At 47.1% G+C, this 24,908-nt stretch carries 21 protein-coding genes; 12 read left to right on the top strand and 9 right to left on the bottom strand.

All coding sequences use genetic code 11. The features are described 5' to 3' along the window. Positions 1-355 precede the first annotated feature (355 nt). Entirely contained in the window at positions 356-1,009 is a 654-nt protein-coding gene (locus PHQ97_04040) for an acetate uptake transporter (GenBank protein ID MDD4391906.1), read from the bottom strand. 649 nt (positions 1,010-1,658) lie between these two features. Between PHQ97_04040 and PHQ97_04035 the strand changes: the two genes are divergently transcribed. Both PHQ97_04035 and PHQ97_04030 read left to right on the top strand, forming a co-directional pair. Beyond that, positions 1,659-1,934, top strand: coding sequence for a hypothetical protein (locus PHQ97_04035; GenBank protein MDD4391905.1), 276 nt, complete (start codon positions 1,659-1,661; stop codon positions 1,932-1,934). Further along, the gene (locus tag PHQ97_04030; GenBank protein MDD4391904.1) at positions 1,927-4,350 is read left to right on the top strand and encodes a PBP1A family penicillin-binding protein; all 2,424 of its coding nucleotides are present in this window, start codon (positions 1,927-1,929) and stop codon (positions 4,348-4,350) included. Before PHQ97_04035 ends, PHQ97_04030 begins: the two co-directional genes overlap by 8 nt. A gap of 315 nt (positions 4,351-4,665) precedes the next feature. Here PHQ97_04030 and PHQ97_04025 read toward each other — a convergent pair whose 3' ends face one another. The 5 genes from PHQ97_04025 to PHQ97_04005 all read right to left on the bottom strand — a co-directional run bounded on the left by PHQ97_04025 (position 4,666) and on the right by PHQ97_04005 (position 9,362). Next, entirely contained in the window at positions 4,666-5,370 is a 705-nt protein-coding gene (locus PHQ97_04025) for an ABC transporter ATP-binding protein (protein ID MDD4391903.1), read from the bottom strand. Then, positions 5,357-6,085, bottom strand: coding sequence for an ABC transporter ATP-binding protein (locus PHQ97_04020; protein ID MDD4391902.1), 729 nt, complete (start codon positions 6,083-6,085; stop codon positions 5,357-5,359). Before PHQ97_04020 ends, PHQ97_04025 begins: the two co-directional genes overlap by 14 nt. A gap of 23 nt (positions 6,086-6,108) precedes the next feature. After that, positions 6,109-7,068 (bottom strand): branched-chain amino acid ABC transporter permease, encoded by a 960-nt coding sequence (locus PHQ97_04015; protein ID MDD4391901.1) that lies wholly within the window; start codon positions 7,066-7,068, stop codon positions 6,109-6,111. Between the two features lie 11 nt (positions 7,069-7,079). Next, entirely contained in the window at positions 7,080-7,955 is an 876-nt protein-coding gene (locus tag PHQ97_04010; GenBank protein MDD4391900.1) for a branched-chain amino acid ABC transporter permease, read from the bottom strand. A gap of 207 nt (positions 7,956-8,162) precedes the next feature. Next, on the bottom strand, positions 8,163-9,362 hold the full coding sequence (locus tag PHQ97_04005; protein ID MDD4391899.1) for an ABC transporter substrate-binding protein: 1,200 nt from the start codon (positions 9,360-9,362) through the stop codon (positions 8,163-8,165). An 820-nt stretch (positions 9,363-10,182) separates the two neighbouring features. Here PHQ97_04005 and PHQ97_04000 point away from each other — a divergent pair. Next, a complete protein-coding gene (locus tag PHQ97_04000) occupies positions 10,183-10,581 on the top strand; it encodes an iron-sulfur cluster assembly scaffold protein (GenBank protein MDD4391898.1) in 399 nt (132 codons plus the stop codon). 355 nt (positions 10,582-10,936) lie between these two features. Here the strand turns inward: PHQ97_04000 and mobB are convergent, their stop codons facing one another. Then, positions 10,937-11,422, bottom strand: a complete 486-nt coding sequence (mobB, locus tag PHQ97_03995; GenBank protein MDD4391897.1) for a molybdopterin-guanine dinucleotide biosynthesis protein B — start codon at positions 11,420-11,422, stop codon at positions 10,937-10,939. Between the two features lie 705 nt (positions 11,423-12,127). Between mobB and PHQ97_03990 the strand changes: the two genes are divergently transcribed. The 9 genes from PHQ97_03990 (at position 12,128) to PHQ97_03950 (ending at position 22,313) form a co-directional block, all read left to right on the top strand. Continuing rightward, a complete protein-coding gene (locus PHQ97_03990) occupies positions 12,128-13,390 on the top strand; it encodes an ABC transporter substrate-binding protein (GenBank protein ID MDD4391896.1) in 1,263 nt (420 codons plus the stop codon). Then, entirely contained in the window at positions 13,387-15,384 is a 1,998-nt protein-coding gene (locus PHQ97_03985) for an ATP-binding protein (protein MDD4391895.1), read from the top strand. Before PHQ97_03990 ends, PHQ97_03985 begins: the two co-directional genes overlap by 4 nt. Positions 15,385-15,403: 19 nt before the next feature. Then, a complete protein-coding gene (locus tag PHQ97_03980) occupies positions 15,404-16,096 on the top strand; it encodes a response regulator (protein ID MDD4391894.1) in 693 nt (230 codons plus the stop codon). Positions 16,097-16,331: 235 nt separating this feature from the next. Beyond that, positions 16,332-18,086, top strand: coding sequence for a rhodanese-like domain-containing protein (locus tag PHQ97_03975; GenBank protein ID MDD4391893.1), 1,755 nt, complete (start codon positions 16,332-16,334; stop codon positions 18,084-18,086). Next, positions 18,083-18,562 carry a DoxX family membrane protein gene (locus tag PHQ97_03970; GenBank protein ID MDD4391892.1) on the top strand — a complete coding sequence of 160 codons (480 nt, stop codon included), beginning with the start codon at positions 18,083-18,085 and terminating at the stop codon, positions 18,560-18,562. The genes PHQ97_03975 and PHQ97_03970 overlap by 4 nt, the downstream gene beginning before the upstream one ends. 2 nt (positions 18,563-18,564) lie before the next feature. Next, complete coding sequence (locus tag PHQ97_03965) at positions 18,565-18,894, top strand: hypothetical protein (protein MDD4391891.1); 330 nt, start codon at positions 18,565-18,567, stop codon at positions 18,892-18,894. Between the two features lie 851 nt (positions 18,895-19,745). Beyond that, positions 19,746-20,039 carry a hypothetical protein gene (locus tag PHQ97_03960; GenBank protein ID MDD4391890.1) on the top strand — a complete coding sequence of 98 codons (294 nt, stop codon included), beginning with the start codon at positions 19,746-19,748 and terminating at the stop codon, positions 20,037-20,039. A 42-nt stretch (positions 20,040-20,081) separates the two neighbouring features. Continuing rightward, complete coding sequence (gdhA, locus tag PHQ97_03955; protein ID MDD4391889.1) at positions 20,082-21,431, top strand: NADP-specific glutamate dehydrogenase; 1,350 nt, start codon at positions 20,082-20,084, stop codon at positions 21,429-21,431. A 465-nt stretch (positions 21,432-21,896) separates the two neighbouring features. Then, positions 21,897-22,313 carry a YkgJ family cysteine cluster protein gene (locus PHQ97_03950; GenBank protein MDD4391888.1) on the top strand — a complete coding sequence of 139 codons (417 nt, stop codon included), beginning with the start codon at positions 21,897-21,899 and terminating at the stop codon, positions 22,311-22,313. Between the two features lie 329 nt (positions 22,314-22,642). On the opposite strand, the gene PHQ97_03945 is transcribed toward PHQ97_03950, so the two are convergent. Further along, a complete protein-coding gene (locus PHQ97_03945; protein ID MDD4391887.1) occupies positions 22,643-23,365 on the bottom strand; it encodes a methyltransferase domain-containing protein in 723 nt (240 codons plus the stop codon). Between the two features lie 45 nt (positions 23,366-23,410). Beyond that, positions 23,411-24,334 (bottom strand): rhomboid family intramembrane serine protease, encoded by a 924-nt coding sequence (locus tag PHQ97_03940; protein MDD4391886.1) that lies wholly within the window; start codon positions 24,332-24,334, stop codon positions 23,411-23,413. Between the last annotated feature and the right edge of the window lie 574 nt (positions 24,335-24,908).

Here is a 24,908-nt window from a genome sequence, read left to right as displayed (position 1 = left end):
TGAGTTGATGATATTTCGATCAGAAAGGACTAAGGCAAGAAGAAGGTCACGGATATGGCGTAAATATCATTATCCTTTCGATAGGATTATCTTTACATCTGACGCCACATTCAGTCAATATCATAGTTCTTTATCGACGGCGTCGTAAAAAAACCCGTGCGCGGTGCGCTTCATTCCGTATTCACTGCGGTGCAGACAACGGCACTTCATCTCACGAAATTCGCGATGCCTTGAAATTGAACTTTTTACTTTTCCGTCTCGATTTTAAGTTTTTACGAGTTCATAAATGGTGAGCCCATTTATCTGTAGACAAACATGAGTTAAATATGCGCAATTTCACCCCTGTTATTCAGTACTATTTTACCGGCCCGATCGGCATGACGATTTTGCCGTATATTTCGTTTAATACCTGCGCCATTGCCGCATATATGGCTGAAAAACCGCAAACGATGCCTTCATAACCCGCAATATGCTTAATAGTAACACTGCCGGTTGCATCACCCCAGGCCAATAAAAAAAACAATACCGTCAGTGAAAGGAAAACGAACTGAAGCGCTTTATTAACTCTGAGCGTTCCGATATACATAAAGAATGTAAACAAGCCCCACATAAATAGATATGCCGCCATTGCGCCGTTTGTAGGTGCCTGCCACAACTGGTATTTAGGTATAAGAATCAGGGCAACCAGAGATAACCAGAAAAAGCCATAGGAAGTAAACGCAGTTGTTCCAAATGTATTATTTTTTTTCCACTCCATGATACCGGCAATGACCTGAGCAGTCCCCCCATAAAAGATGCCCATAGCCAGAATCATCGAATCCATTGGAAAAAAACCGGAATTATGAATGTTTAAAAGAACCGTTGTCATACCAAAGCCCATCAACCCGAGAGGCGCCGGGTTGGCATGCGTATCTACAATTGCTACTGTATCTTTTGCCATTTTTCCCCCTGCTAAAACTAGTAAAAAGGGGGGTGAAATTGCGCTGTGCAGGAATGTTATATCGAGCAAATATATACATTTCATTCGCAAGTCAATAATTAATTGACTTAAATACCATCATGTTCTCTGAATTTAAGAGTTTAAGCAATGGCAAAAGGACTCGATTTACATCTTGTCTCTGACCGGTTATCTGCTATCGGCGGTCAGATGTCGGGTGGCCGAAAGCCGGGTTTCAAAAGCAGGCGGTATCCGGCTTTTCAGAGACCCCTTTTGGGTATCTAAAAAAGCGCTCTGATAATTAACTGACATCCGCCTGCGATGTAACGGCTGATCCGATACCGTCTCTGCAATTGGGTTTGATGTTTTCTGAATATAATTTTTGGAAATCTGTTCTTGCTTACCGGAATGGCAGAAGCTATCCGGATAACCGAAGGGGATCTTCTCACCCGCCCCCCAACAAATTATATTCACGGCTATTGATTCACATGTCAATTTATGCAAATAATCAATGGTTGATATAAATCAGAGTCCATCATTCATAAATCCAATTTTCCGAAGTCGGGCGCTGACAGGCGGTTTCAATCCAAAAATGGGATTTTTACCAAAAAACAATAAAATCAAAAGATTGAGAGGAGACGTGCCAAATACGCCGCACAAACAACCCCGCAGATTGGCACAGATACCAAACAGATAAGCGCAGACCTGAAAAAGGCCATTGATGGGATGGAGACAGGTTAACCGTAACAAACCCTTAACCGGCCCGAATCAGACGGCTCGGGAGTCAGAAATCACAGGCCAGCTGCAAAAAAGCTTTGAACATTCAGCAGCGCTGGATATCATCACCGCTTCGTCGAAACATGACAGTGCCCATTTCTCGCTATATACGATTTCAGGTTTCCGGCAGCTGAAGCGACAATTTATATTGCTGACTGAAATCCGTATGATGGGAAATAATATCGCTAAACCACAACAGGAAGTATTGAGGTATGGCTAAACCCAAAAACCCGTCTGACATCATGAAAAACCGCGCCAGACGGGAGCATAAAACGTTTATCAGCCGGATGCTCGGCTGGATGGTATGGATTGCTATCTGCCTTGCACTGTTTGGAATCATTTCCGCTGCCGGGGTATATACGTACTTCAGCCGGGATCTTCCGGTCATTTCATCGCTGAAAGACTACCGCCCCCCCATAATCACCAGCGTATATTCGGATGATAACCGAAAAATCGCGGAATTTTACAACGAGCGGCGAATCGTGACGCCATTTACCGAAATCCCGGAAATGCTGACCCATGCATTTATCGCGGCTGAGGATGCCCGGTTTTACAAACACAAGGGCATTGATATGGTCAGCATCATCCGGGCGTTTTTCAAAAATATTGAAGCCGGCTCCATTGTTCAGGGCGGAAGCACGATTACCCAGCAGGTAACCAAATCGTTCCTGCTGACCTCCGACCGGACCTATACACGAAAAATCAAGGAGGCCATTCTGGCCTACCGGATCGACAAGGCATTCAGCAAGGAGGAAATCCTTTATCTGTACCTGAACCAGATTTATCTGGGACACGGAGCATACGGCGTGGAAGCGGCAGCGGAGAACTACTTTGGCAAATCCTGCCGGGAACTGAATCTGGCAGAATGCGCCGTCTTAGCCGGCCTGCCTCAGGCGCCGAGCCGCTACTCGCCTTTCAAATATCCTGAAAAAGCGAAAGAGCGCCAGATCTATGTGCTGAACCGGATGGTGGCCGAAGAGTACATCACCAACATCGAGGCGACCGAAGCCATCGGCACACCGCTGGACATCAAGCCAAGAAAAAACTGGTACATTGAAAAAGTCCCTTATTATACGGAATATGTCCGGCAGTACATCGAAAAAACTTACGGACCGGATATTCTGTACAGGGAAGGGCTTCAGATCTACACGGCGGTCAATATCGAAATGCAGAAGGCAGCAAGGGAACAGATTGAAAAAGGTCTTTATGAACTTGACAAGCGTCAGGGATACCGGGGCCCTTTACGTAAACTTGCCCCGGAGGAATTCGAGGCCTTTTCCTTCGAACTTCAGAATGAACTGGATCAAAGCGGCATGCTCCAGGAAGGAGCAACTGTCAAGGGCGTTGTGATCGAAGTTGATGATGCGAAAAAGCTTGCTGTCGTCCGAATCGGTAACAGCCGGGGCACGATTGAACTCACCGATATGAAATGGGCCAGGAAACCTGACCCTGAAGTTGCTTCTTACGAAAGCAGTCTCAAACAGGTAAGCGACGCGCTGCACGAGGGGGATGTCATACAGGTAAAGGCCCTCCATCCAGTTAAAGACAGCGGCACCGATGGCCCGCAGACGTGGAAACTTTCACTTGAGCAGGAACCGAAAGCCGAATCGGCGTTATTGAGTATTGAATCCGAAAGCGGGATGGTAAAAGCGATGGTCGGAGGACGTGATTTCCGGAAAAGCCAGTTTAACCGGGCGATTCAATCAAGGCGTCAGCCCGGCTCAGCCTTCAAACCCATTATTTTCGCCGCTGCCCTTGATAAAGGATACACCCCGGCGACCATCATTATCGATTCGCCGATTGTGATGGAAGATACCATTCACAATTTTAAATGGAAGCCGAAAAACTATGCTGAAAAATTCTATGGCCCCACGCTGTTTCGCGAAGCCATGGCAAAATCCAGAAACGTGGTGACGATCAAGATACTAAAAGATATCGGTATCGATTACGTAATCGATTATGCAAACCGGCTGGGCGTCACCTCACATCTCAACCGGGATCTGTCCATTGCACTAGGCTCATCCGGGGTCTCTCTGCTGGAAATAGTGAGGGCGTATTCCGTGTTTAATAATATGGGTTATCTGGTAGACCCGGTGTTTATCACCAAAATCGTCGACCGGGACGGGAATATCCTTGAAGACACCCTCCCGAAGCGAAAAAAAGTGATCGACAGCAGCACGGCCTACATTATGACAAGCCTGCTTGAAAGTGTGGTCAAAACGGGTACAGGACGCCGGGTAAAAGCATTGAACCGTCCGGTAGCCGGTAAAACCGGAACCACCAACAACCTTTTCGATGCTTGGTTTGTCGGGTATACCCCTCGCTACACCACAGGCACATGGGTCGGCTTTGACGACGAGGCTACCCTGGGGAAAGAAGAAACCGGTTCCCGGGCCGCAAGCCCCATATGGCTGGGCTTTATGCAAAAAATATTGGAAGACAAACCCGTCAGGGTCTTTCAGGTTCCTGAAGGCGTGATATTCTGCAAGATCGATTCGAAATCCGGTCTCCTGCCGATCTCAGAATCCAAAAAAACCATATTCGAATGTTTCAAGGAGGGAACCGCCCCAACCGAATACGAAAAAAAGGCTGATGCCATCACTGGACCGGACGAATTTTTCAAAAGCGGATTCTAACCCCTTTGAGGGAAAAGGTCCTCCGACATGCAGCCAGAGGACCTTCTAACAGAAGGAGAACGATCAGGCAAACACTATCCGACCCATTTAAACAGGGTACAATTTCAAATCAGCGCCCTTCGGGCGGACTCACGGAGCACTGTCACTGGAGAGGCACTTTGCTTGAGGCAAGAGGCTTTTATCTTATGACATCCTCAAGACATCAAAGCTCGACCCGCCCTTCAAGCGCAACGTCCCCCAGTCTGTAACCTGCTGATAGCAATTAATCAAAAAAAAATTCTATACAATATTTGGACAGCCTACTGAAGGGCCCTGTCATATCCCCAGATAGGCCTCTTTCACATGGTCATTTTTCATCAGCTCTTCCCCGGTACCTTCCAGAACATTGCGGCCGTTTTCCAACACGTAGGCCCGGTCACACATGGCCAGCGTCTGAGTGACATTCTGCTCGACAAGCAGCACGGTCACCCCCTCCTCATTGACCCGCTTCACCAGACCGAACACTTCCTGTACCAGAAGCGGAGACAGACCCAGGGACGGCTCGTCAAACATCATCAATTTCGGTTTTGACATCAGGCCCCTTCCGATAGCCGCCATCTGCTGCTCTCCCCCCGAGAGAGTCCCGGCCATCTGCTTTCGTCGCTCCTGAAGCCTGGGGAACAGGCTAAATACATGTTCCATCGTCTGATGTCGTTTTTTTTTGGCCTCACCGAACAAAGACCCCATGATCAGATTTTCCTCAACGCTCATATCCGAAAACAACCGCCGGCCTTCAGGAACATGAACAACGCCGTGTTCTATAATTCTGTTCGGCGGAAGTTTATCCAGACGGACGCCTTCAAATTCAATGGAACCGGATCGGGGGCTGATCAGAGACGATACCGTCCGGAGCGTCGTGGACTTCCCGGCGCCATTGGCGCCAACCAGCACCAGAATCTCTTTTTCCTTCACTTCAAATGTCACATCCCAAAGGACCTGAAGATCTCCGTAAAACACATTGATATTGTTAACCTTGAGCATGCTCTTCTCCCAGATAGGCTTCAATGACGGCCCGGTTGGCGGCAACCTCTTTTGGCGTACCTTCGGCAATGGTACCCCCGAAATTGATTGCATGAATGCGATCGGATATAGTCATGATCACCTTCATGATATGTTCTACAATCAGGATACTGACCCCGCTTTCCCGAATTTTTCTGATCAGTCCAATCGCTTCATCCAGCTCTCCCGGATTCAGCCCGGCCGCAGTTTCATCCAGAAGCAGCAATTCCGGTTTTGTTGCCATTGCCCTTGAAATTTCAAGTCGTTTTCGGCCTCCGATCGGAAGACTTTTTGCCAGCTTATCCCTGTCCTTGTAAAGATTACAAAATTTCAACACGTTCAGGGCTTCCTCCCGGGCGGCCTTGATGGTATTGACCCGACAGAAAGCCCCTGCCATGACATTATCCAGAACCGTCATCCGTGCCAGCGGCTTCACCACCTGAAATGTCCTGCCGATTCCCAGCTTGCAGATCTGGTATGTTTTAAGCCCCTTGATACTTTTGCCCTTGAGCAGAATATCCCCGGAGGTTATGGGATAAAAGTTGTTGATACAGTTAAAGGTGGTGGTTTTACCCGAGCCGTTGGGTCCGATCAATCCCAGTATTTCTCCCTGCTGAAGCTGAAAGGAAATATTGTCCACCGCTTTCAGACCGCCAAACGTTTTGGTAAGGTTTCTGACTTCAAAAAATACCGGCATAGGATTTCTCCATTACATACAGATTAGGAAGAGGTCTTGATTCGAAACACATTCCGTTTAATTTTATTCCAGTCACCGACCACGCCATTGGCCAGAAATAAGATAACGAAAATTACCAGCAGGCCGAATACCAGCGCATGTGACTGACTGACCCATTGGGGCGCAAGACCGAAAAAAGAGCTTCGGAACGTTTCCTGCAGCCCGACCATGATAAACGCGCCCACGGCGGGTCCCATAATGGTGGCAACTCCGCCGACAATACCGACCAGGATGGACATGATGGAAATGTAATGCATCGAAAACACGACCTGGGGATCAATAAACGCCATATAGTTCATGTAAAACGCCCCGGCCATTCCGGTAAAAAACGAGCTGACCAGAAGCGAGACATTCTTGTACAACAAGGTACTGATTCCAAGTGATTCGGCCGCATCCTGATTTTCCCTGATGGAAACAAAGTAATACCCCCACTTTGACCGCATGATCCGGTATATGGCATACACGCACAGCACGGCCAGAGCCAGGGCAATATAGTAATACGGAAGTTTGCTCCTGAACGTCTGCATGATAAGGATGCCGACCATCCCATCGGTCAGGCTTTCCCAGTTGGTAGCAATCAACCGGAATATTTCACCCCCGGCTAACGTCGCCAGGGCGAAATACGGTCCACGCAACCGGAAACAGACCCAGCCCACAAACAGACCGACCAGCATGGACGCCACCCCTCCGAAAAGCATCCCCCACCAGGGCGATATTCCCAGCTTTGTGGATAGAATCCCGGCGGTATACGCGCCAACCCCGAAAAAAATGGCGTGTCCAAAAGACACCTGACCGGTATATCCGGCCAGCAGGTTCCAAGCGGAGCCGATGACCACCCACATCAATGCGATAATAACCAGATGCTGGTAGTAATCAGACGCAACGACAAGCGGAAAGAGTAAAAATACGATTCCCAGAACGGCGTATACAATTTTCTTCTGCATAATATCCTCGACTAAATCTTGGTCAACCGTTTCAAACCTCCGGGAAGGAATACCAGGACAAGGATGAAAATCACGAACCCGATCATTTCTTTATATCCCATTCCGATATACGTAGCGCCCAGAGATTCGGTGATCCCCAGGACAAGCCCCCCCAGTATGGCGCCGACAGTGCTGCCCAGCCCTCCCAGTATCGTAATGACAAATGCTTTGAGGGTAAACGGCCCTCCGATGTCCGGGAAAAGATAAAATATCGGAATCAGAAGCGTACCGGCAGAGGCAACCAGCGCTGAACCCAGGCCAAAGGTAATGATCGTAACCCGGCTGCTGTTAACGCCCATCAGAGTGGCGGCATCTTTATCCTGCGCCGTCGCCCGGATAGACCGGCCGATATCGGTCTTCAGCAGAAACAGGAACAGGGCCACCGTAAAGCCCACCGCAAACAAAAAGGCGATACACATCGGTAAATTAAACGAAATATTTCCCATAAAGAAAGCTGACGAGCTGTATGAGGTTTTTACGGTTTTATAATCGGATGAAAAAATGAACCTGGCGATTTCAGCCAGTACCATCCCGATTCCGACGGTCATCAATACCTGGTTCTCCGGCAGAATCGATTCCACCTTCATCAACGGATTCAACAGGAACTTCTGGATAGCACTGCCCAGCAGAAACAGCAGCGGCATGCTTACCAGCAGCGAAAAATACGGGTCCAGATGCAAAGTCTCAAACAGAACAAACGTAATATACATGGACACCATCATCAACTGGCCGTGAGCCAGATTAATGATTCCCATAACGCCCATGATCAGGGTCATCCCTATCCCGATCAGACTGTAAATTCCACCGATCAGAATTCCGGCGACAAGGGTTTGGAGGAAAACTTCCATAGGAATTCCTTTCAATATAGCCGTTTCACAATTCAGTATCCATCTCAACCCTTATCAGGCTGTTGAAAAACTCCACCTCAGGCCGCCGCACGGCGTTTCGCATCTCTCGCCAATGCTCACATAGTGAACCCGGGCTGCGCTTGCCGAATCACAGCGAACCTTGTCGGTCAACCCGATTCTTGTTTTTCAACAGCCTGTTATGCCGGGCTAATATTTCCAGGTATTTAACCAGTCCACGGGGTAGAAAAACGGTTTTGTAGACAAATCCGACGGCCAGACCATCTCTAGCTTCCCATCAATCCACTGCACGACATAGGTGGGCAGCTTATTCTGATTTTTCATTTTACCGTAGGAAACAAATTTGACCGCCCCGAAGATTGTCATCATATCCGTTTCAGACAGGGCTTGTTTGACATCTTGCGTATTGAACGATTTGGCACGCTTCAGCGCGTCCGCAATCACATAGCATGCCGCATATGCCTCTGCTCCATGATATTCGGTAGGTTTATTATACCTGGTCACAAATTTGTTGAAGTAATCCATCGCGCCCGGATAAGGCAGCACCTGATGCCACAGGGTGGCGGAAATGACTTTTTCAGAAGCAATCCCGGCATTCTGATAAAATTCCGGCAAGGTAAAACCGGCCGCACCGCCAATAAACATTTTGGGGGTGAGTTTTAATTCCTTTGCCTGCTTCATCAACAAGGATGCATCCATAATATAGGATACCATGTAGAGGATATCCGGATTTTCCCGCTTCACCTGAATCAGAACCGGCTTAAAATCGATCCCGCCATGTTCGTAGCCTTCTTTCAGGACCACTTTGTAACCGAGGCTTTCACAGGTTTTTGCAAACGATGTGGCCCCAGAGGTCCCGAACAGCGAGTTTTCATAAAGAATTGCAACCGTTTTGGGTTTGACAACCTGTGTCAGCAGGGTTTCGATTGCACCCGCGTATTCACTGACCGGCGGATTCAGACGAAAAATATAATCCCACCCGGAGGTGGTGATTTTATCTGCCGAGCCTGTATTCACTAAAAACGGTATCCGGTTCTGCTGACATACCCCGGCAACGGCATAGGTTACGCTACTGCTGTACCCGCCACCCAGCATCACCACTTTGTCTTTGGAAATCAGCTTTTCCACGACCGACCGCCCGACTTCGGGACGCCCCGTATCATCTTCTATCAGAAGTTCCAGAGGAGTTCCGTTAATGCCACCGGCGGCATTAATTTCTTCCACGGCCATTTCAAATGATAATTTTTCCACCTCTCCGAACTTGGCCTGATCGCCGGTAAGGGGAAGAACAACGCCGACCTTCACCCCATTTGCCGCGATACAATTTCCTGCCAGAAAAACAAAAACAGTTAAAACACAAAAAACAGCCCCTATATGTTTCTTCATCATACGTTCCTCCACATTTTGTGCATTAGCTTCATTTTTAAAAAGCATTTACCAAGAGCAGGCTGGCCGAAAAAAACAAAAAAATGGACTCTATCCAGTCTCTATTTCATAAAAAACACCGCTCAAAAAAACGAGTACTCCCCGTAGGAACTGAATTTGAGTATTGAAAAAAGATAAATTTTGAATCCAGGCACAGATCAAGGCAAGTATCGCTGAGAGACAGCTGAAATAAACCGCGTTGAGGATTTATCGTGAAAAAACACACATATTAATATGCTTAACGTATCGGGCACATACACGATATACCCTGCGGAAAGATCATGTTTTATCCACTCGATAAGTGATTAAATTATAATTAGGCATTTACTGCATGTCAAGCAATAAGTCTATCAGGCTATAATTGCTAAATCATATTCAGACCGTAAATTCCGTTATGACCGCCGCATGACAAATTCAGGGAAATTTTTTACTGTTTCATGACCCACCCGCGCACTTGTTTCACTCCCGAGTCGATCTGCACCGATCTGCGCATAAAATTTTCGAAACAGACCGGGTTGTGAATATCGCGTGTATTCTATTCGCAAACCCGGCAAGCGCAAACAAAATGGACACAACTCTCGTTCGAAATAATAGAAAATCAATTGACAGGCGAGTCAATGTCGGCTAACTGAAAAATGTTAAACAATTATGATTATTATCCGATACCGGAATACGATCGATTTAAACGACAATGCGGACATTTCAATCAACCTGTGCTACCCTTCGCATAGGGGGCAGGATTATTTTTTAAAAAACCGTCAACCTGGATTATAAGGTCGAACAGATGAGTAAAAAACCCTTTAATTACTGGCAGGACCATTCGGCAAATTACCTGATCATGGCAAACCAGTTCGAAAAACGAAAACCGATGGATTCCCCGGACGGACATGGCAAAAAAACTGGAGACTGCGGGGACTCGGTTGAATTTTTTCTGCGGGTGAATCAGGGCATACTTGAGGATATTTGTTTTGATATAGATGGCTGCAAAAACACCAATGCCTGCGCAAACACGGTAATTCACCTTGCCGAGGGCGAAACCATCGATGAAGCATGGAATTTGACGCCGGAAGACGTTATCAACTATCTGGAAACATTGCCGGAAGATTCCAGACACTGCGCAGAACTGTCCATGGGCGCATTTTACCTGGCATTATCCAGTCTGAAAAACAATAAGCCCGGGTAAAAAATAAAATGTCCCCCGGCTGTACAGCCGAAAACAATGACAAACTGCCCCTGCGCGCCATACCCGTCTCATAGCGGCCATTGCCTTTAACTTTTTAAACACGCTAACCCGGAGAAAAGATCGCGCAGATGAGTAAAAAGTCCTTTGATTACTGGCAGGACCATTCGGCAAATTACCGGATCATGGCAAACCAGTTCGAAAAACGAAAACCGATGGATTCCCCGGACGGACGGGACAAAAAAACCAGAGACTGCGGGGACTCGGTTGAATTTTTTCTGCGGGTGGATCAGGCCATAGGCCCAAAATCGTCACTGACATCGCACACCGTCAGGGGCAGAGGCTCTCTGCGACCTTCTCAAAGAAACCGATTTTCTATAAAATCGGCCAATTCTTTTATATCATCCAGACCGAAACGATCGATGGTGACATCGATATCATCATCGGTCACAATCGCCACAATGTCATGGCTGTCGGGATGCCACAAAGGCTCGTGATGAACGGCCCGGCGAAAAATCTCTATTTTAGGTTTGTCAGCCTTCTTGAACCCTTCGGTGATAACAAGATCCATTCCTTCAAAATACTTCAGCAGATCATCCAGTGAATCTTTCTGACAATCTTTTATAAATCCTATCTTATCCGAGGATTTTACCATTACGGCGTCCGCGCCGGCATTCTTGTGTCGCCAGCTGTCTTTTCCCTTTTGGTCAATATCAAAACCATGGAAGGAATGTTTAATGACACCGATTTTATAACCCCTTTTTTTCAGTTCCGGGATAAGTTTTTCAACCAGCGTGGTTTTCCCGGAATTGGATTTTCCGACAAATGAAACAACGGGTAGCATGGCAAGCACCTTGAATTATCACATAATAACTTTATCAACGACCGTGTACTGCCCGTTTCAGGGCACTACATCACACCAGACGATGCTAAGGGCTCACTCAAAAATAACTTCCCATTTTAAGCGCCGATGCATCCTGCCAGGCTGTGTTACAAAAGCTCGGAATATACTTGATATTCCTGCACTTTCGTGCCTTGCCAGACAGGCGCCTCAACACTTAAAATTGCGAGCCTGTTTTTGATCGAGCCCTAAACAATCCCTGACGCCGCATCAGGGATAAATAGCAATTTTTGATTTTTATGTCTGAATAATAATCTTGTCAAGCGATAGATTCCATTTTCATGGCAACCGCGTTCAGCGAATAAAAATATATTATTTTTTGTTCCTCTGCTTCCGGAAATCCGGCTTCCGGCTGGCCGGGCAAACAACGAAAAGCCACCCATAAGGATTGTTGCACACAGAAGCGTCAGCCTCTCTGATTTATTCCTTTAAACCTTGACAGTGTTTTTTTTTCATCTATAATTTCATTTATTATATCGATGTTTATATCGATTAACTATTTTGAATTTAAAGACATACCGACACAGAATACAACGAACGCGTTCATTTCCCCCCGATCTCAATCGGTCAATGCATACGGTTTATGTTTCATTTTGACTGATGCATAAAATTAGTCGTAGATTCTCTGCTGTGTTGAGGAGACGCTCAGTGAAAAAGGCCATCCGCTTTTTGTTGATTATTTTTTTAAATTTCGTTGCACTGTCGGCATGCAACCAGAACGAACAGATAGAATCCCGCCTGAAAAATCCCATCGGATTTACCGACACTGAAATTATTTTCGGATCGTCCCTGGCACTCAAGGGACACGCCAGTTTTTTAGGAACGCAGACCCTTCGCGGTGCCATGTGCTACATTAAATATGTCAATGATCAGGGGGGGGTCCACGGCCGAAAAATAAAAATCATTGCCCGTGACGACAGTTACGATCCACCCCAATGCGTGGCGAACACCCAGCGGCTGATTATCGAAGATCGAGTCTTTGCCCTTTTTTGTTACGTCGGCACGCCGACAACCGTAAAAATTCTACCGATGGTTGACAGCGCAAAGATTCCGATTCTGGGAATGTTTACCGGTGCCAATGCCCTGCGGGAACCGTTTAACCGCTATGTTATCAATGTCAGGGCTTCATATTATCAGGAAACCGGCACAGCGGTTAAACATCTGGTCGAAGATCTGGGGATCAAAAAAATTGCTGTCTTATATCAGTATGATGCCTATGGCTTTGACGGCCTGACCGGTACGGAACTTGCGCTTAAGGAATATAATCTGGCTCCGGTTGCCAGCGGATCGTATATCAGGGGAACCCTCGATGTCGAAGAGGCATCGAACAAAATCATCGCCTCCGGAGCAGATGCCGTTGTCATGATCGGCACCTCAAAGCCATGCGCCGAATTCATCAAGCGTTCAATCAGCAAGGGGGCCCATCCGGTTTTCTATACCCCGTCGTTTGCCGGATCAGAAGATCTCGCCAAACATTTGGGACCGGACATCGACGCCACGGTGATCATGTCGCAGGTAGTACCCCGGCCGGAAGGCACCGAAGACCAGATTCGTCTTGGAAAAACCATGGAATTTGCCACCCTTCTCAAACAGTATTATCCGGATGATGAACCCGACTTTGTCGGATTTGAAGGCTATATTAACGCGAAGGTTCTGGTAGAGGGATTACAACGGGCCGGAAGAAACCTTACCAGGGAACGGTTCATCGATGCCATCGAGTCTATTAACGGATATCCGCTCGGTTATGATATTACGATCTCATTCAGCCCTACCGATCATCAGGGGATGGACAGGGTCTATTTCACCCGGCTGGAAAACGGCAAGTTCATGCTGATCAATGAAGGCTGGACATCCATTAAAAAAGACATCCTTGGGCAGGATAAAAAATCAGTTTCAGCTGAGGGTTCATGAGACGACTATTAAATATCAACCTGAAAAACAAATTCTTCTTCTCCATCATGGCCGTAATTCTCATTATCAGTGTAACCATCGCCTTTCTTGCCCGGTTGATGCTGGTCAGCACCCTGACCTCTGAACTGGAACTCAGGGGATTGGCACTGGCCAGCAGTATTGCTGACAGCAGCAGCGGCTATTTGCTTGACAAAAATTACCCGGGCTTATTGAGCATGATTTTTGATGTTCAGCAGGTCAGCGAACGCAAAGACCTCATCGCATATATTTTTATCACCGATCCGGACAACCAGGTAATCAGCCATACCTTCACCCGTCCTTTTCCCGAAAAACTGCGCCTGGCAAACCCCATACCGCCGGGGCAGAATAAAAGCGTAAAAATGCTCCGCATCGACGAAAATACCGCCTTTGACATTGCCCTGCCCATCAAAGAGGGAATCTACCGTATCGGAACCGTGCATGCGGGACTCAACAAGAGCCATATCGACACGTTGATGGATCAGCTCAAATTTATCTTTATAGGCTTTATTCTGTTGATCATCGTCATTGTATTTATCATCAGCCACAAACTGGCGCTGTACATCACCGGGCCGATCTCAAACCTCATCCGGATTTCCAACGAATTCAGCCGGGGCAATTTTGACGTTCAACTCGACAATATCATTGACGGATGGAAACCCACTGATTGCCCGGCTTACGGCAATCCTGACCTGCCGTGCAAACTGATCGAAAAATCCAAGGATGGTTTGGATACCGCGCAAGACAAAGCATCCGGAAACCTGAGCATCTGCCAGCAATGTCTGTTTTTCGGCAAGCGCAAGGGGGACGAAGTGGTCCAGCTGACCAACTCTTTTCAGAATATGATCTGGAGGATCAAGCCCTATCCCAAACAACTGCGGGAAACCGAACAAAAATACCGCTCGCTGTTTGACAGCGGGCCGGACCCGATCTTTGTTGTTGACCGGAATACACTTGAAATTATTGACGCCAACCCCAGAGCGTTTGAAATTTACGGGTATTTGAATGATGACCTGATCGGCAAATCCATCCTTGATCTGGGTCCGAAAACAAATACCAATGCAGATTACCTGACGTATTTTCAAAAAGACAAAAATGCCCAGGGTTGCGTTTATTACCCTAAAGTGCTTCAATATAAAGAAGGGAAAAAACCGTTTTATGTCAATGCACATGCCTGCGCCATCAGTTACAAGGAAAAACCGGCCATTATTATCGAAGCCACGGATATTACCGATTTGATTGAAAAAGACGCTCAACTCATTCAAGCCAGCAAAATGAAATCCCTCGGCGAAATATCGGCCGGCATTGCTCATGAAATCAACCAGCCGCTCAATGCCATAAAGCTCGGCAGTGAATTTCTCGGGATGATGGCCACCGAAGATCTCGATGTCCCAAAACCGGAATTTCTTCAGATAGTCAATGAGATCAGCAGCCAGGTGGACAGAGCTGCCGATATTATCAATACCCTGCGCTCGTTTGGCAGAAAAGACAGTCTGATAAAAGACAAACTCGATCTGAACAAGCCCATCCGGGGGGCCGTATCCACGATCGGCAGACAATTCGAACTGGAAAACATCTCCATCAAACTGGAACTCTCGGACCAGATTTCCCCGATTTCAGGTTATGATAACCGGCTTCAGCAGGTATTTCTCAATCTGGCCACCAATGCACGGGATGCCATCAAAAAAAAGAGTCGAAAAGAAGGAAACACGGATGGAGGAACCATCACGATCAAAACCTATCAGTACGGGAAAAAAGTGTTCGCGGAAGTTCAGGACAAGGGCATTGGCATTCCCAAATCGGTGATGGACAAAATTTTCGAGCCGTTTTTTACCACCAAGGAAGCCGGACAGGGAATGGGCCTGGGCCTGGCGATTACCTACGGCATAGTTAAAGACCATGATGGTGATATTAAAATTTTCAGCAAAGAGGGTGAAGGAACCACCTTTACACTGAGTTTTCCTGCGGCCGCATAATTTAAAAAAGGAAATGCGCATGAACAAGATACTGATTATTGATGATGAAACCCCCACGTTGACCATGTTTCGTTTTCTCCTGAGCGCATACGGATATACCGTCTTGACAGCCGAAAATGGCGAAGCAGGAATTGCGCTGTTTGAACAGGAAAGGCCCCCCCTGGTTCTGACGGATATCAAAATGCCCGGTATGGACGGCATCGAGGTATTAAAACGAATCAAAAAGATCGAACCCAAAACAGAGGTTATCGTCATTACCGGCCATGGGGATATGGATCTTGCCATCAAGGCGCTTAACCTGGACGCAACCGATTTTATCAACAAACCGATTCAGCGTCAGGCCTTGAATCAGGCACTCAAACGAGCAGAGGAACGGATAAAACTTGCCAATAACAAAGAGCAGGAAGTTTCCGTAGAAGAAAAGGAAGTAACGGCAGTAATTCATATTCAGGGTAACATTTCCTCTCATTCCGAGTCGATTTTACAGGAGGCCTATAAAGATGCCATTGCAATGAACAAGGGCAAAATTACCCTGGCATTCAATGAAAATGCGTCCATCAATGGGGCAGGGATTGCCATTTTGACGCAGCTGCTTCTGGACGCCCAGCAGAAAAATTTCAGAATTTTTGTGACCGGCCTGTCCGAGAATTTTAAAAAGGTATTTAATATTGTAGGGATTTCAAAACTTGTGGAAGAGATAGTCGCCGATTAATTCACGTTGTGCATTAACAAAAAGGCGGCCTCTTCCGAAAACAAGCTCTCAGGGCCTCGACAAAGACAAATTGTGCCGACGCCTTTACCCCACCGACAAGACAACGGAGAAGCAGCGCTCCGTATCCGGGATTGAAGCTGCAGGTTATATTGACCTGTCTTAAGCTGCGGTGCTAGTTAAAGATCGTCAGAATCGTTCACTTCATCTGTTGACCGAACTGTTTGGCACAGGAGCTATGGACAATACAAACATTTCAGAATTAAAAGCGGTTCTCGAAAAAACCCAAACGATCAGGGATGATCTGGAACGAAAAGTATTTTACTACCAGACCCTGATCGATACGACGCGGGAACTCGCGGGCCTGATCCAGCCTAAAAAAATAATGGATACATTTTTGTTGATGGCCATGGGACCCTTTGGGATCACCCACGGTCTTTCCGCCCTGATCAATACCAAAACCAGAGAAGGGCACATCTCCTGCCGGGGATTTTCAGATTCTGTCGTTTCAAGGCTCAAAGACAATATTTTTCAGATCTGCGAAGAATATTTTACCAATACGGATTTGCAGGCCGTATCCATTCCGCGCATCAAAGTAATCACCAAAGATAACATCGCAGACCATTCCCTGTTTCCGGATCGCACCCGCGTTTTGATTTTGTGGACCATCGATGAGGTGTATTCCGGCCTGTTAGGATTTAGCGGAAAATTCACCGGCGAATCGTTGACCGAAGAGAATATCGATATTCTGCTAAGCCTGACGAATATCCTCATGAACGCTCTTTCACAAGCCCTGTCCACCCGGAATATACGCCAGCTCAATTCAGATCTCGGCAATAAAAACACCGAACTGGAAAAGGCGTTGAATGAAGCCAGACAAGCTCAGGATGAACTTGATAAACGCGTATTTTACCTCCAGACATTTTATGACTTGAACTCGGAGCTGAGTCCGATCATAGAAATGGACAGACTTATCGACAGTTTCCTGCTCATGACCATGGGCGCTTTCAGTCTTGGAAAGGCCTTCATCCTTCTTTACGACAGAGACAGCAAAATCGTTCGCACCGCCGTCCGGGGCATGGATTTGAAAAAGGAGATCCTTCCGGATGTGGCGGAAAGACTCTTTTATGAAAGTTTTGAGGCAACGGACCAGAGAACCTTAACCCCCATGAGCGTTATGAGAATTGCGGACACCGACATCCTGAATAAAGACCCGTTCGGTCTGTCAGCCAATTCCGCTCTGATGTTTCTGGTTGATCAAACCTTCATGGGGCTTGTGGGAATCGGTTTGAAAATATCCAACACCCCGTTAAGCCGGGATGAAGACACGCTGCTGTTTAACTACGCGACAAATTTTATCGTCTATCTGAAAAATACGCGGTCTTTTGAAAAGATTCAGGCCCTTAATAAAGACCTGGAGCTGCGAAATGCAGAACTGAATCAAACCATTGCCGAACTGACCGATGCCGTAAACAAAATTACGATTCTGGAAAAGGCAAAGGCCCATATCAAATCCCTTGTCAGAGGGGAACTTCAACGAATGGACCGGGTGAAGCCGTTTGATTTCGTATTGATATTGGCGACGGCGATACTCATCGGATTTTTTTTCAACCTGTCCAGTCCAAACGGAATCCCGCTGATACCGGAATCCTATTTTCAGCCCGCATCCGAGACGATCAACGTCGATCAGGCGCAGGCACTCCTCTACCAGGGAAAAGCCATCATGATCGATGCCCGGCCCAAGGAATTTTACAATCAGAATCACATTAAAAGCGCTATCAATCTCCCGCCCGCTATTTTTGACTTTGTGTATATGATGAAGTTGAACAATCTGAATCCGGATAAGGAAATTATTGTTTATGGCCGCACCATCAGTAAACATTATGATGAAGAGGTGGCCAGCCAGCTGTTACAACGCGGGCATAAAATCGTCAAAGTGCTGGAAGGCGGGCTGTCTGCATGGAAGAAAAAAGGATTTTCAATCGACGCATGAAGGTATTTGAATTCATAACAAAAATCCTGTTTAACAAATACACGGCACTGATACTGCGGCTTTATATCGGCGGCGTTTTTATTTATGCCAGCATGTCCAAAATCAATTATGCCGGAGAATTTGCCGAGACCATTGCCAGCTATCAACTGGTACCATTCTGGGGGGTTCACATCGTAGCGGTATTGATGCCCTGGACGGAACTGATCTGCGGCCTGCTTCTGTTTGCCGGGGTAAGAACCAAGGCAGCGGCTGTTTCCATCATGGCCATGCTGGTATTATTTATTTTTGCCATCGGCATAACACTCATCAGAGATATTCCCATCGGATGCGGCTGCTTTCACACGGTTGAAGAACCCATGGGCTTGTCAACACTGCTGCGCGACATCATCTGGCTGATGATGACCCTCCATGTTTATGTGTATGATTCGGCCCTGCAACTAGAACAAAAATTTTTGTTGACCATCAAGGATATTTAATTATGAAACGGCCCATAGTGATATTCTGCTGCCTGCTCCTGAGCGGCCTTGTTTTCCTGTCCTGCAGCCGCAGGTATGAAACAGCCGGTAAATATGAAGAACTCAACCCTATCAATAAAGATTTTTCAATTGTCCTTGACCTCAAACCCGACGGAAAGGGGGTTTGGACGGCGGGAGATGAGGTCATCGATTTTAAATGGGAAGTCAGAGGACAGGATATATGGCTGCATACAAAATCCGGAGGGGTAATTTCCGGTCGGATAGTAGAGGACAATTCCATTGACATCACGCTGCCCGGAGTTGGAAATTTCTTTTTAAAACGGGTCTATTGACCCGGGCATCATGATTTCCCATGACACATTTCCAAGGTATGCCCAATGAGGTTTCCATTAAAACCGCAACATTTCACCAGGTAAAAGCCCCTCCCCCCGAACCTGCCATCTTTCTTATCACTTAAAAAACAACCGCCGCTGATCCGAATTGGCGTTTTTTCAGGCCTTGATCATATCTTCGGTTACAGTGTCACGAAATCCGTCCCGACGGTTCCAAGCTTCTCCCGCACGATCCAAAAAATGTCTTACGGCGGCAACGGACAGGCCTCCGAAGCTACATGTACCAAAATATGGCCGCAGTATGATCGAGCCCCATTTTCCTGAATCAGCGCCCTGCGGGCGGACTGAAAAGCGCTATTTCTTGAGGCGTACTTCGTTTGAGGTAAAAAACAAGAATGGAAATGCCTGTACTGTCCAGCTATTTTCATACGCTCCGGATTTCCGCCGCGGGAATGACAAAAACGGCAGATGATAGAAGCAATTCCAGAATTATTAATCAGCATAGAATGTGCTTATTGAGGTCGCGGGCACAGCTCGCTTTAAATTCTACATGAATGTAGAATTTCTGGAACAAAACTACAATAATGTAGGAAATAGAGACCTGTTTTTTTGCACTCCTGATTGTTTATATATTATAGCTGATTGAAAATATTAAACATACTGTATTTTTAGGTTATCATCGTCGAACATGGTATATATATTGCAATAAATTATGGGTTTACTTTTTCCAGTAAATATTACTGGATTATCAATACAGCATGGATGCGGAGGCCTGGCCGGGCGGGGAATAAAGGCGATATGCTTGAGCTTGAAATTACCGGAAGAAGCGGTTTGTATGATCAAGCTCCTTTTTGGCAAAAATATTACTTTTTTTGTCAGCCTTTAACGAATACGGCACCGATTTTATTTCGGGGTTAGCAAGCCACCCCTCCCCGATATTAAGGATACCGGCAAGCCATTTTTCAGGCGTTTTCCATGGACTGGTTTATTTATTAAAGGATTTTTATATCGAACAGCTGCAATATTTCACTCAATGGCAAGGGTTCTTTAAAGTTTTAAAATCACCTGAACGCATGCATGCGCCGTCTTTTGTTCCTGCAGCATGCGGCTTCATTTTTCTCACTGTTACCCGTAGTCATTTTTAACAGATTAGACTTATTTTAAAATGTTAGAGGAAGGAAAAAATCATGAGCGACATTCTTCAATTGGTTAAAGAAAAAGACCCCAATGAGCGGGAGTTTCACCAGGCAGTTGGTGAAGTGATGGAATCAATCCAGCCGGTCCTTGACCGAAATCCGGCATATCGCAAAGAAAAAATACTGGAAAGACTGATCGAACCCGAACGGGTTATAATGTTTCGGGTTCCCTGGTTTGATGATAAAGGCGAAATTCATGTAAACAGAGGCTTTCGTATTCAAATGAATAGCGCAATCGGTCCATACAAAGGCGGGCTTCGATTTCATCCTTCCGTCAATCTGGGAATTCTCAAATTTCTCGCTTTCGAACAGGTATTCAAAAACGCCCTGACCACTCTTCCCATGGGCGGAGGCAAGGGCGGTTCAGACTTTGATCCCAAAGGCAAGTCCGACTATGAAGTCATGCGGTTCTGCCAGAGTTTCATGACCGAACTCTTCCGGCATATCGGACCCGATACAGATGTACCGGCGGGCGATATCGGTGTTGGCGGCAGGGAAATCGGTTACCTGTTCGGGATGTACAAAAAGCTGCGCAATGAATTTTCCGGGGTACTGACCGGAAAGAGTCTGAGCTGGGGAGGAAGTCTGATCCGTCCGGAAGCGACTGGATATGGATCAGTCTATTTTGCGGCAGAAATGCTGGCAACTCAAAACGAAACCCTCGAAAACAAGACATGCCTGGTTTCAGGATCCGGAAATGTGGCACAATACACCATAGAAAAAATACTGGATCTTGGCGGCAAAGTCATCACTTTTTCTGACTCTTCAGGTTACATCTATGATGAAACCGGTATCGACAGAGAAAAACTCGCCTATATCATGATGCTGAAAAATATCAAACGGGGACGGGTTAAGGAATATGCGGGAAAATACCCGTCTGCGGTCTTCACCCCGGTAGATCCTGCTCTGGATTATAATCCGCTGTGGAACCAGAAAGCCGACTGCGCATTCCCGAGCGCTACTCAGAACGAAATAAACGGAACGGATGCACAGAATCTGATCAATAACGGCATTGCCATGGTCTGTGAAGGGGCAAACATGCCCAGCACGCCCGAAGCAATTGAAATTTTCCTCAGCAATCACATCCTGTATGCCCCGGGCAAAGCCTCCAATGCCGGCGGGGTATCTGTATCCGGACTGGAAATGTCCCAAAACAGCATGCGCCTGGCCTGGTCCAGTGAAGAAGTGGACAATCGCCTCAAACGGATCATGCAAAGCATCCACAAGACCTGTCTGGATACCGCAGAAGAATACGGCACGCCGGGCAATTACATGAATGGAGCCAATATTGCCGGTTTCGTTAAAATTGTAGATGCCATGCTGGATCAGGGTCTGGTATAAAACAGCATACCCCACCCGGATTAATACCAGAGGTGAATAATACCAAATAAAAGAGCCCTTCAAAATTTATTACGCAAAATTTTGAAGGGCTCTTCAATCATGGCAGATGATGCCATCATCTTGTATAATATTCATCGAACAGGAATTTCCCCGCCATCGTGCCATGACGACACGATATGAATTCAGGGCTTGATCATAACTGCGGCCACCATGTCGCGGAGTCCGTCCCGCCCATTGCCGGCTTCTCCAGCACGATCCGGGGGATGCCGGCAACGGGCGGGACTCAGCGGCTGCGCACGGCAAAATATGGCTGCAGTTATGATCAAGCCCTGAATTTGCATGGACCGGATATTTGACCCTTTCCGTTCAAACCTGATCCATTCTGTTTTGATAGCAATCCAGAAGTATGGTATAGATAGGGGCATCTGCCTGATATTTATATGAACGGAGAAAACGCTGCTTCCCATGGACAGTCTCAACCAACGACCCTATTTTTTTGATCACGGTCTTTATTTCCAATGTCGCCAGTGCGGCGGGTGCTGCACGGGAAGCCCCGGAATCATCTATGTGGAACCGGCTGAAATAGCATGTATTGCCCGTTTTTTAAAGTTGCCCGAACCGGATTTTATTTCGGATTATCTTTATCCCTGCAGACAAAGCTACAGCATCCGTGAACATGCGGACGGAAGATGTTTTTTCTATGAAAACGGCTGCCGGATCTATCCGGTTCGCCCCCGACAGTGCAAAACATTTCCCTTCTGGTTTAGAAATCTTCGTTCGGAACAAACCTGGAAAGCCGTTTCCCGTCAATGCCCGGGCATCGGAGGCGGCCGATTCTTTTCAAAACAAGAAATTATCGAAATCATCGACTGGTCGATTTAACCGTGAATGCTTTAGTGTCTTATCCCTCAAACTCTGTCAAAAAAAACAAAAATTTTCCCGTTATAGTTACCGCCCGCTTCGCTCGAGACGCGAAGAACGCAGAGCCTCGAAACGGTGGTTTTTGTCTCTGCGAGCTCTGTGTCTCGAGCGAAGCGAACGGGCGGTAGAAAATTAAAGAGTTTTTTGTAACGGCAATTCCATGGAAATTGGGTTGCGGGCACGGACCGCATCAGTAAAATTGATCGCACGCGCACCAAAGTCGCAAAGGTTTTAATTTTCTTGCGGCGTTGCGTGATTTTTTTGATTCCGGCCGGATCTGACCTCAGTCCTTAATTTAATTGAAGACAGGCCAGATAATCCCCACTGGCAAAACTGTAGGGAATCGAACAGCTCCACCCGGCGCTCCGGGCATATTCGGCAAGCGTTTCATGATCCACCTGAAGCCATTTAAACGGCAGGCCTTTTTTGCCCCGGTACTCAAATATCAATTGAGTTTCCCCGAAATAACGCCCGTTGCGCCGGTTGTACTCCTGATATGCCAGATGGACCTGGTTGGTTGTTTTTCTCATGTCCACCGAATCCATCAGAATCTGCCCCTCGGGATGGATCAGTCCCCGGGCATGAACCAGAAATCGTTGCAGGCCGTTTAAGTCCTTTACCACACCGATTCCATGCATCATGAGCAAAACCGTATCAAACGATGTTTCATCAAAGTCAAACACATCAACGCACCGGGCATCCGCAACACCTCTTTTTTTCATGATCGCGACAGCCTCAGGACATATATCGATGGAACAGACACGATATCCTTTTTTTTGAAGCGCAAGACTGTGGCGCCCGGCACCTCCCCCCACATCCAGAACATTCCCCCGGCACAGATCAATGGCTGCTTTATTCAACGACGAAAGCGTTTCCCCCTCCTGAAAATAGGTACTGATACAATGATCTTCCCTGTAACCGTCATCCCGGTAGATAATCAGTTTGGCCAGTGTATCCCCGTTATAGCAATCAATCATGGCATGTCGATACGGCGCTAACGATTCAAAATCCATCAGACGTCCTCCTTTGGGTTAGCGGGTACATTCCCCTGACCGGGGTTAACTCCACAATGCCCTCAGCCAGGAGAGCATAATGATAAGGATGCCGGACAACAGGCTGATGCATTGATATCCTGCCGACGGCATACGTTTGACAAACAGCGTCCATCCCGAGCCGAAAACAAGCCCGGCAGAAAAGCCGAACAGATGGGCGGTGATATCCACACGGCTCCCGGAACTCATCAGCCCCAGAAGCGCCAGTCCTGCCGCTACAGGGACCACTGCACTGAATCTGCGGCCCGGCACAGACATTTTTTTAAACACTTGATGAGCACAGAGCAGACCAATACAGCCGAAAACCGCTGTTGAAGATCCGATCGAAATATGGGCTGTTTGATAGCAGACCGCATTGATGAAATTGCCGGCAATACCGGTAAAAAGTATCATCAACAATCCAACGCCCCACCCCGCAATGGAACACACCGCCGATCCGAATATGGCAATGGCTGCCATATTGCCTGCCAGGTGAAGGGCATCGGCATGCAGAAGCATCGCGGTCACACACCGGTAAAGCTCTCCGTTGATTATTTTATCGGCCGAGGCGCCGAACACCGGAATAAAACGATTCAGATCATTTCCCGAAACAATCGCCACATGCCACACGAGCAGGAACAACGCTGCCCATATTCCGGCGTAGCTGCCGCGATAGTCAAATCCTGCGTTTTTATCATTTTTAGCAGGATCCGGATTTTCCTCCAGATAGGCATTGATGGAGCAGACAGCCTTTTCAACATCGGACTGTTTGACCCGTATCTGACTGCCGCAACCCGTTCGAACCAGTTCATATTCGATACCGGCCGACGAGAGAACCAGGCCGTATATATGACTCTTCTGATCAGAAAGATTATCTGCAGCGGTCACCATCCTGTCGCCGTAATGTACTTCCATTGATTGTAACGTCAACGCTTCTGTATCTTTCGTCATTTTGCTTATGCAATGCACCGCTGGGGGTTATGCAGGGTCAGAATAAATCAAGTTTACCCTATCATATCCTCCAAAGGCAAGCGCAGAGTTCCTTGCCTCCGCTCCTCCAATTTACTGCTGTCCGGCTCCGCGTTTTCCCGTTTGCTGCGCGTCGGACATATCAGAAGCAGAGGGCTTGATCATAACTGCTGCCATATTTTGCTGTGCGTAGCCTCGGAGTCCCGCCCGCTGCCGGCGTACGGCATCCCCCGGATCGTGCTGGAGAAGCCGGCAATGGGCGGGACGGACCCCGTGACATTGTGGCCGCAGTTATGATCAAGCCCGAAACAGACAAAAAAAATCTATATAAAACAAGGCGTAAAATTATTGGCTATGTAAAAAATCATATTCAGCCCTTATTTGCCATTCGACTAAAAAGATAAGTAAAGTTATTTCAGCATATTCTGGATTCCCGCCGCGCGGGAATGACGGGTTCAGGTAGTTTTTACGAATTCATCAAAATTGAATTTTCTGAATTCAGCCTGCCAGCAATTCGAAAGGCGTCCATCTATTTGACATAACTTGTCATATATGC

The organism is Desulfobacterales bacterium, assembly GCA_028704555.1.
Taxonomy (GTDB): domain Bacteria; phylum Desulfobacterota; class Desulfobacteria; order Desulfobacterales; family JAQWFD01; genus JAQWFD01.
Note: the sequence above shows the minus strand (reverse complement) of the source record. Positions and strands in the feature narration are given on the sequence as shown.

What these genes read in the sequence shown, in the direction of transcription:
- PHQ97_04035 (MDD4391905.1), top strand. Translation starts at nt 1,659, where the DNA reads ATGGGATGGAGACAGGTTAACCGTAACAAACCCTTAACCGGCCCGAAT.
- PHQ97_04030 (MDD4391904.1), top strand. Translation starts at nt 1,927, where the DNA reads ATGGCTAAACCCAAAAACCCGTCTGACATCATGAAAAACCGCGCCAGA.
- PHQ97_04025 (MDD4391903.1), bottom strand. Translation starts at nt 5,370, where the DNA reads ATGCTCAAGGTTAACAATATCAATGTGTTTTACGGAGATCTTCAGGTC.
- PHQ97_04020 (MDD4391902.1), bottom strand. Translation starts at nt 6,085, where the DNA reads ATGCCGGTATTTTTTGAAGTCAGAAACCTTACCAAAACGTTTGGCGGT.
- PHQ97_04015 (MDD4391901.1), bottom strand. Translation starts at nt 7,068, where the DNA reads ATGCAGAAGAAAATTGTATACGCCGTTCTGGGAATCGTATTTTTACTC.
- PHQ97_04010 (MDD4391900.1), bottom strand. Translation starts at nt 7,955, where the DNA reads ATGGAAGTTTTCCTCCAAACCCTTGTCGCCGGAATTCTGATCGGTGGA.
- PHQ97_04005 (MDD4391899.1), bottom strand. Translation starts at nt 9,362, where the DNA reads ATGATGAAGAAACATATAGGGGCTGTTTTTTGTGTTTTAACTGTTTTT.
- PHQ97_04000 (MDD4391898.1), top strand. Translation starts at nt 10,183, where the DNA reads ATGAGTAAAAAACCCTTTAATTACTGGCAGGACCATTCGGCAAATTAC.
- mobB (MDD4391897.1), bottom strand. Translation starts at nt 11,422, where the DNA reads ATGCTACCCGTTGTTTCATTTGTCGGAAAATCCAATTCCGGGAAAACC.
- PHQ97_03985 (MDD4391895.1), top strand. Translation starts at nt 13,387, where the DNA reads ATGAGACGACTATTAAATATCAACCTGAAAAACAAATTCTTCTTCTCC.
- PHQ97_03980 (MDD4391894.1), top strand. Translation starts at nt 15,404, where the DNA reads ATGAACAAGATACTGATTATTGATGATGAAACCCCCACGTTGACCATG.
- PHQ97_03975 (MDD4391893.1), top strand. Translation starts at nt 16,332, where the DNA reads ATGGACAATACAAACATTTCAGAATTAAAAGCGGTTCTCGAAAAAACC.
- PHQ97_03970 (MDD4391892.1), top strand. Translation starts at nt 18,083, where the DNA reads ATGAAGGTATTTGAATTCATAACAAAAATCCTGTTTAACAAATACACG.
- PHQ97_03965 (MDD4391891.1), top strand. Translation starts at nt 18,565, where the DNA reads ATGAAACGGCCCATAGTGATATTCTGCTGCCTGCTCCTGAGCGGCCTT.
- gdhA (MDD4391889.1), top strand. Translation starts at nt 20,082, where the DNA reads ATGAGCGACATTCTTCAATTGGTTAAAGAAAAAGACCCCAATGAGCGG.
- PHQ97_03950 (MDD4391888.1), top strand. Translation starts at nt 21,897, where the DNA reads ATGGACAGTCTCAACCAACGACCCTATTTTTTTGATCACGGTCTTTAT.
- PHQ97_03945 (MDD4391887.1), bottom strand. Translation starts at nt 23,365, where the DNA reads ATGGATTTTGAATCGTTAGCGCCGTATCGACATGCCATGATTGATTGC.
- PHQ97_03940 (MDD4391886.1), bottom strand. Translation starts at nt 24,334, where the DNA reads ATGACGAAAGATACAGAAGCGTTGACGTTACAATCAATGGAAGTACAT.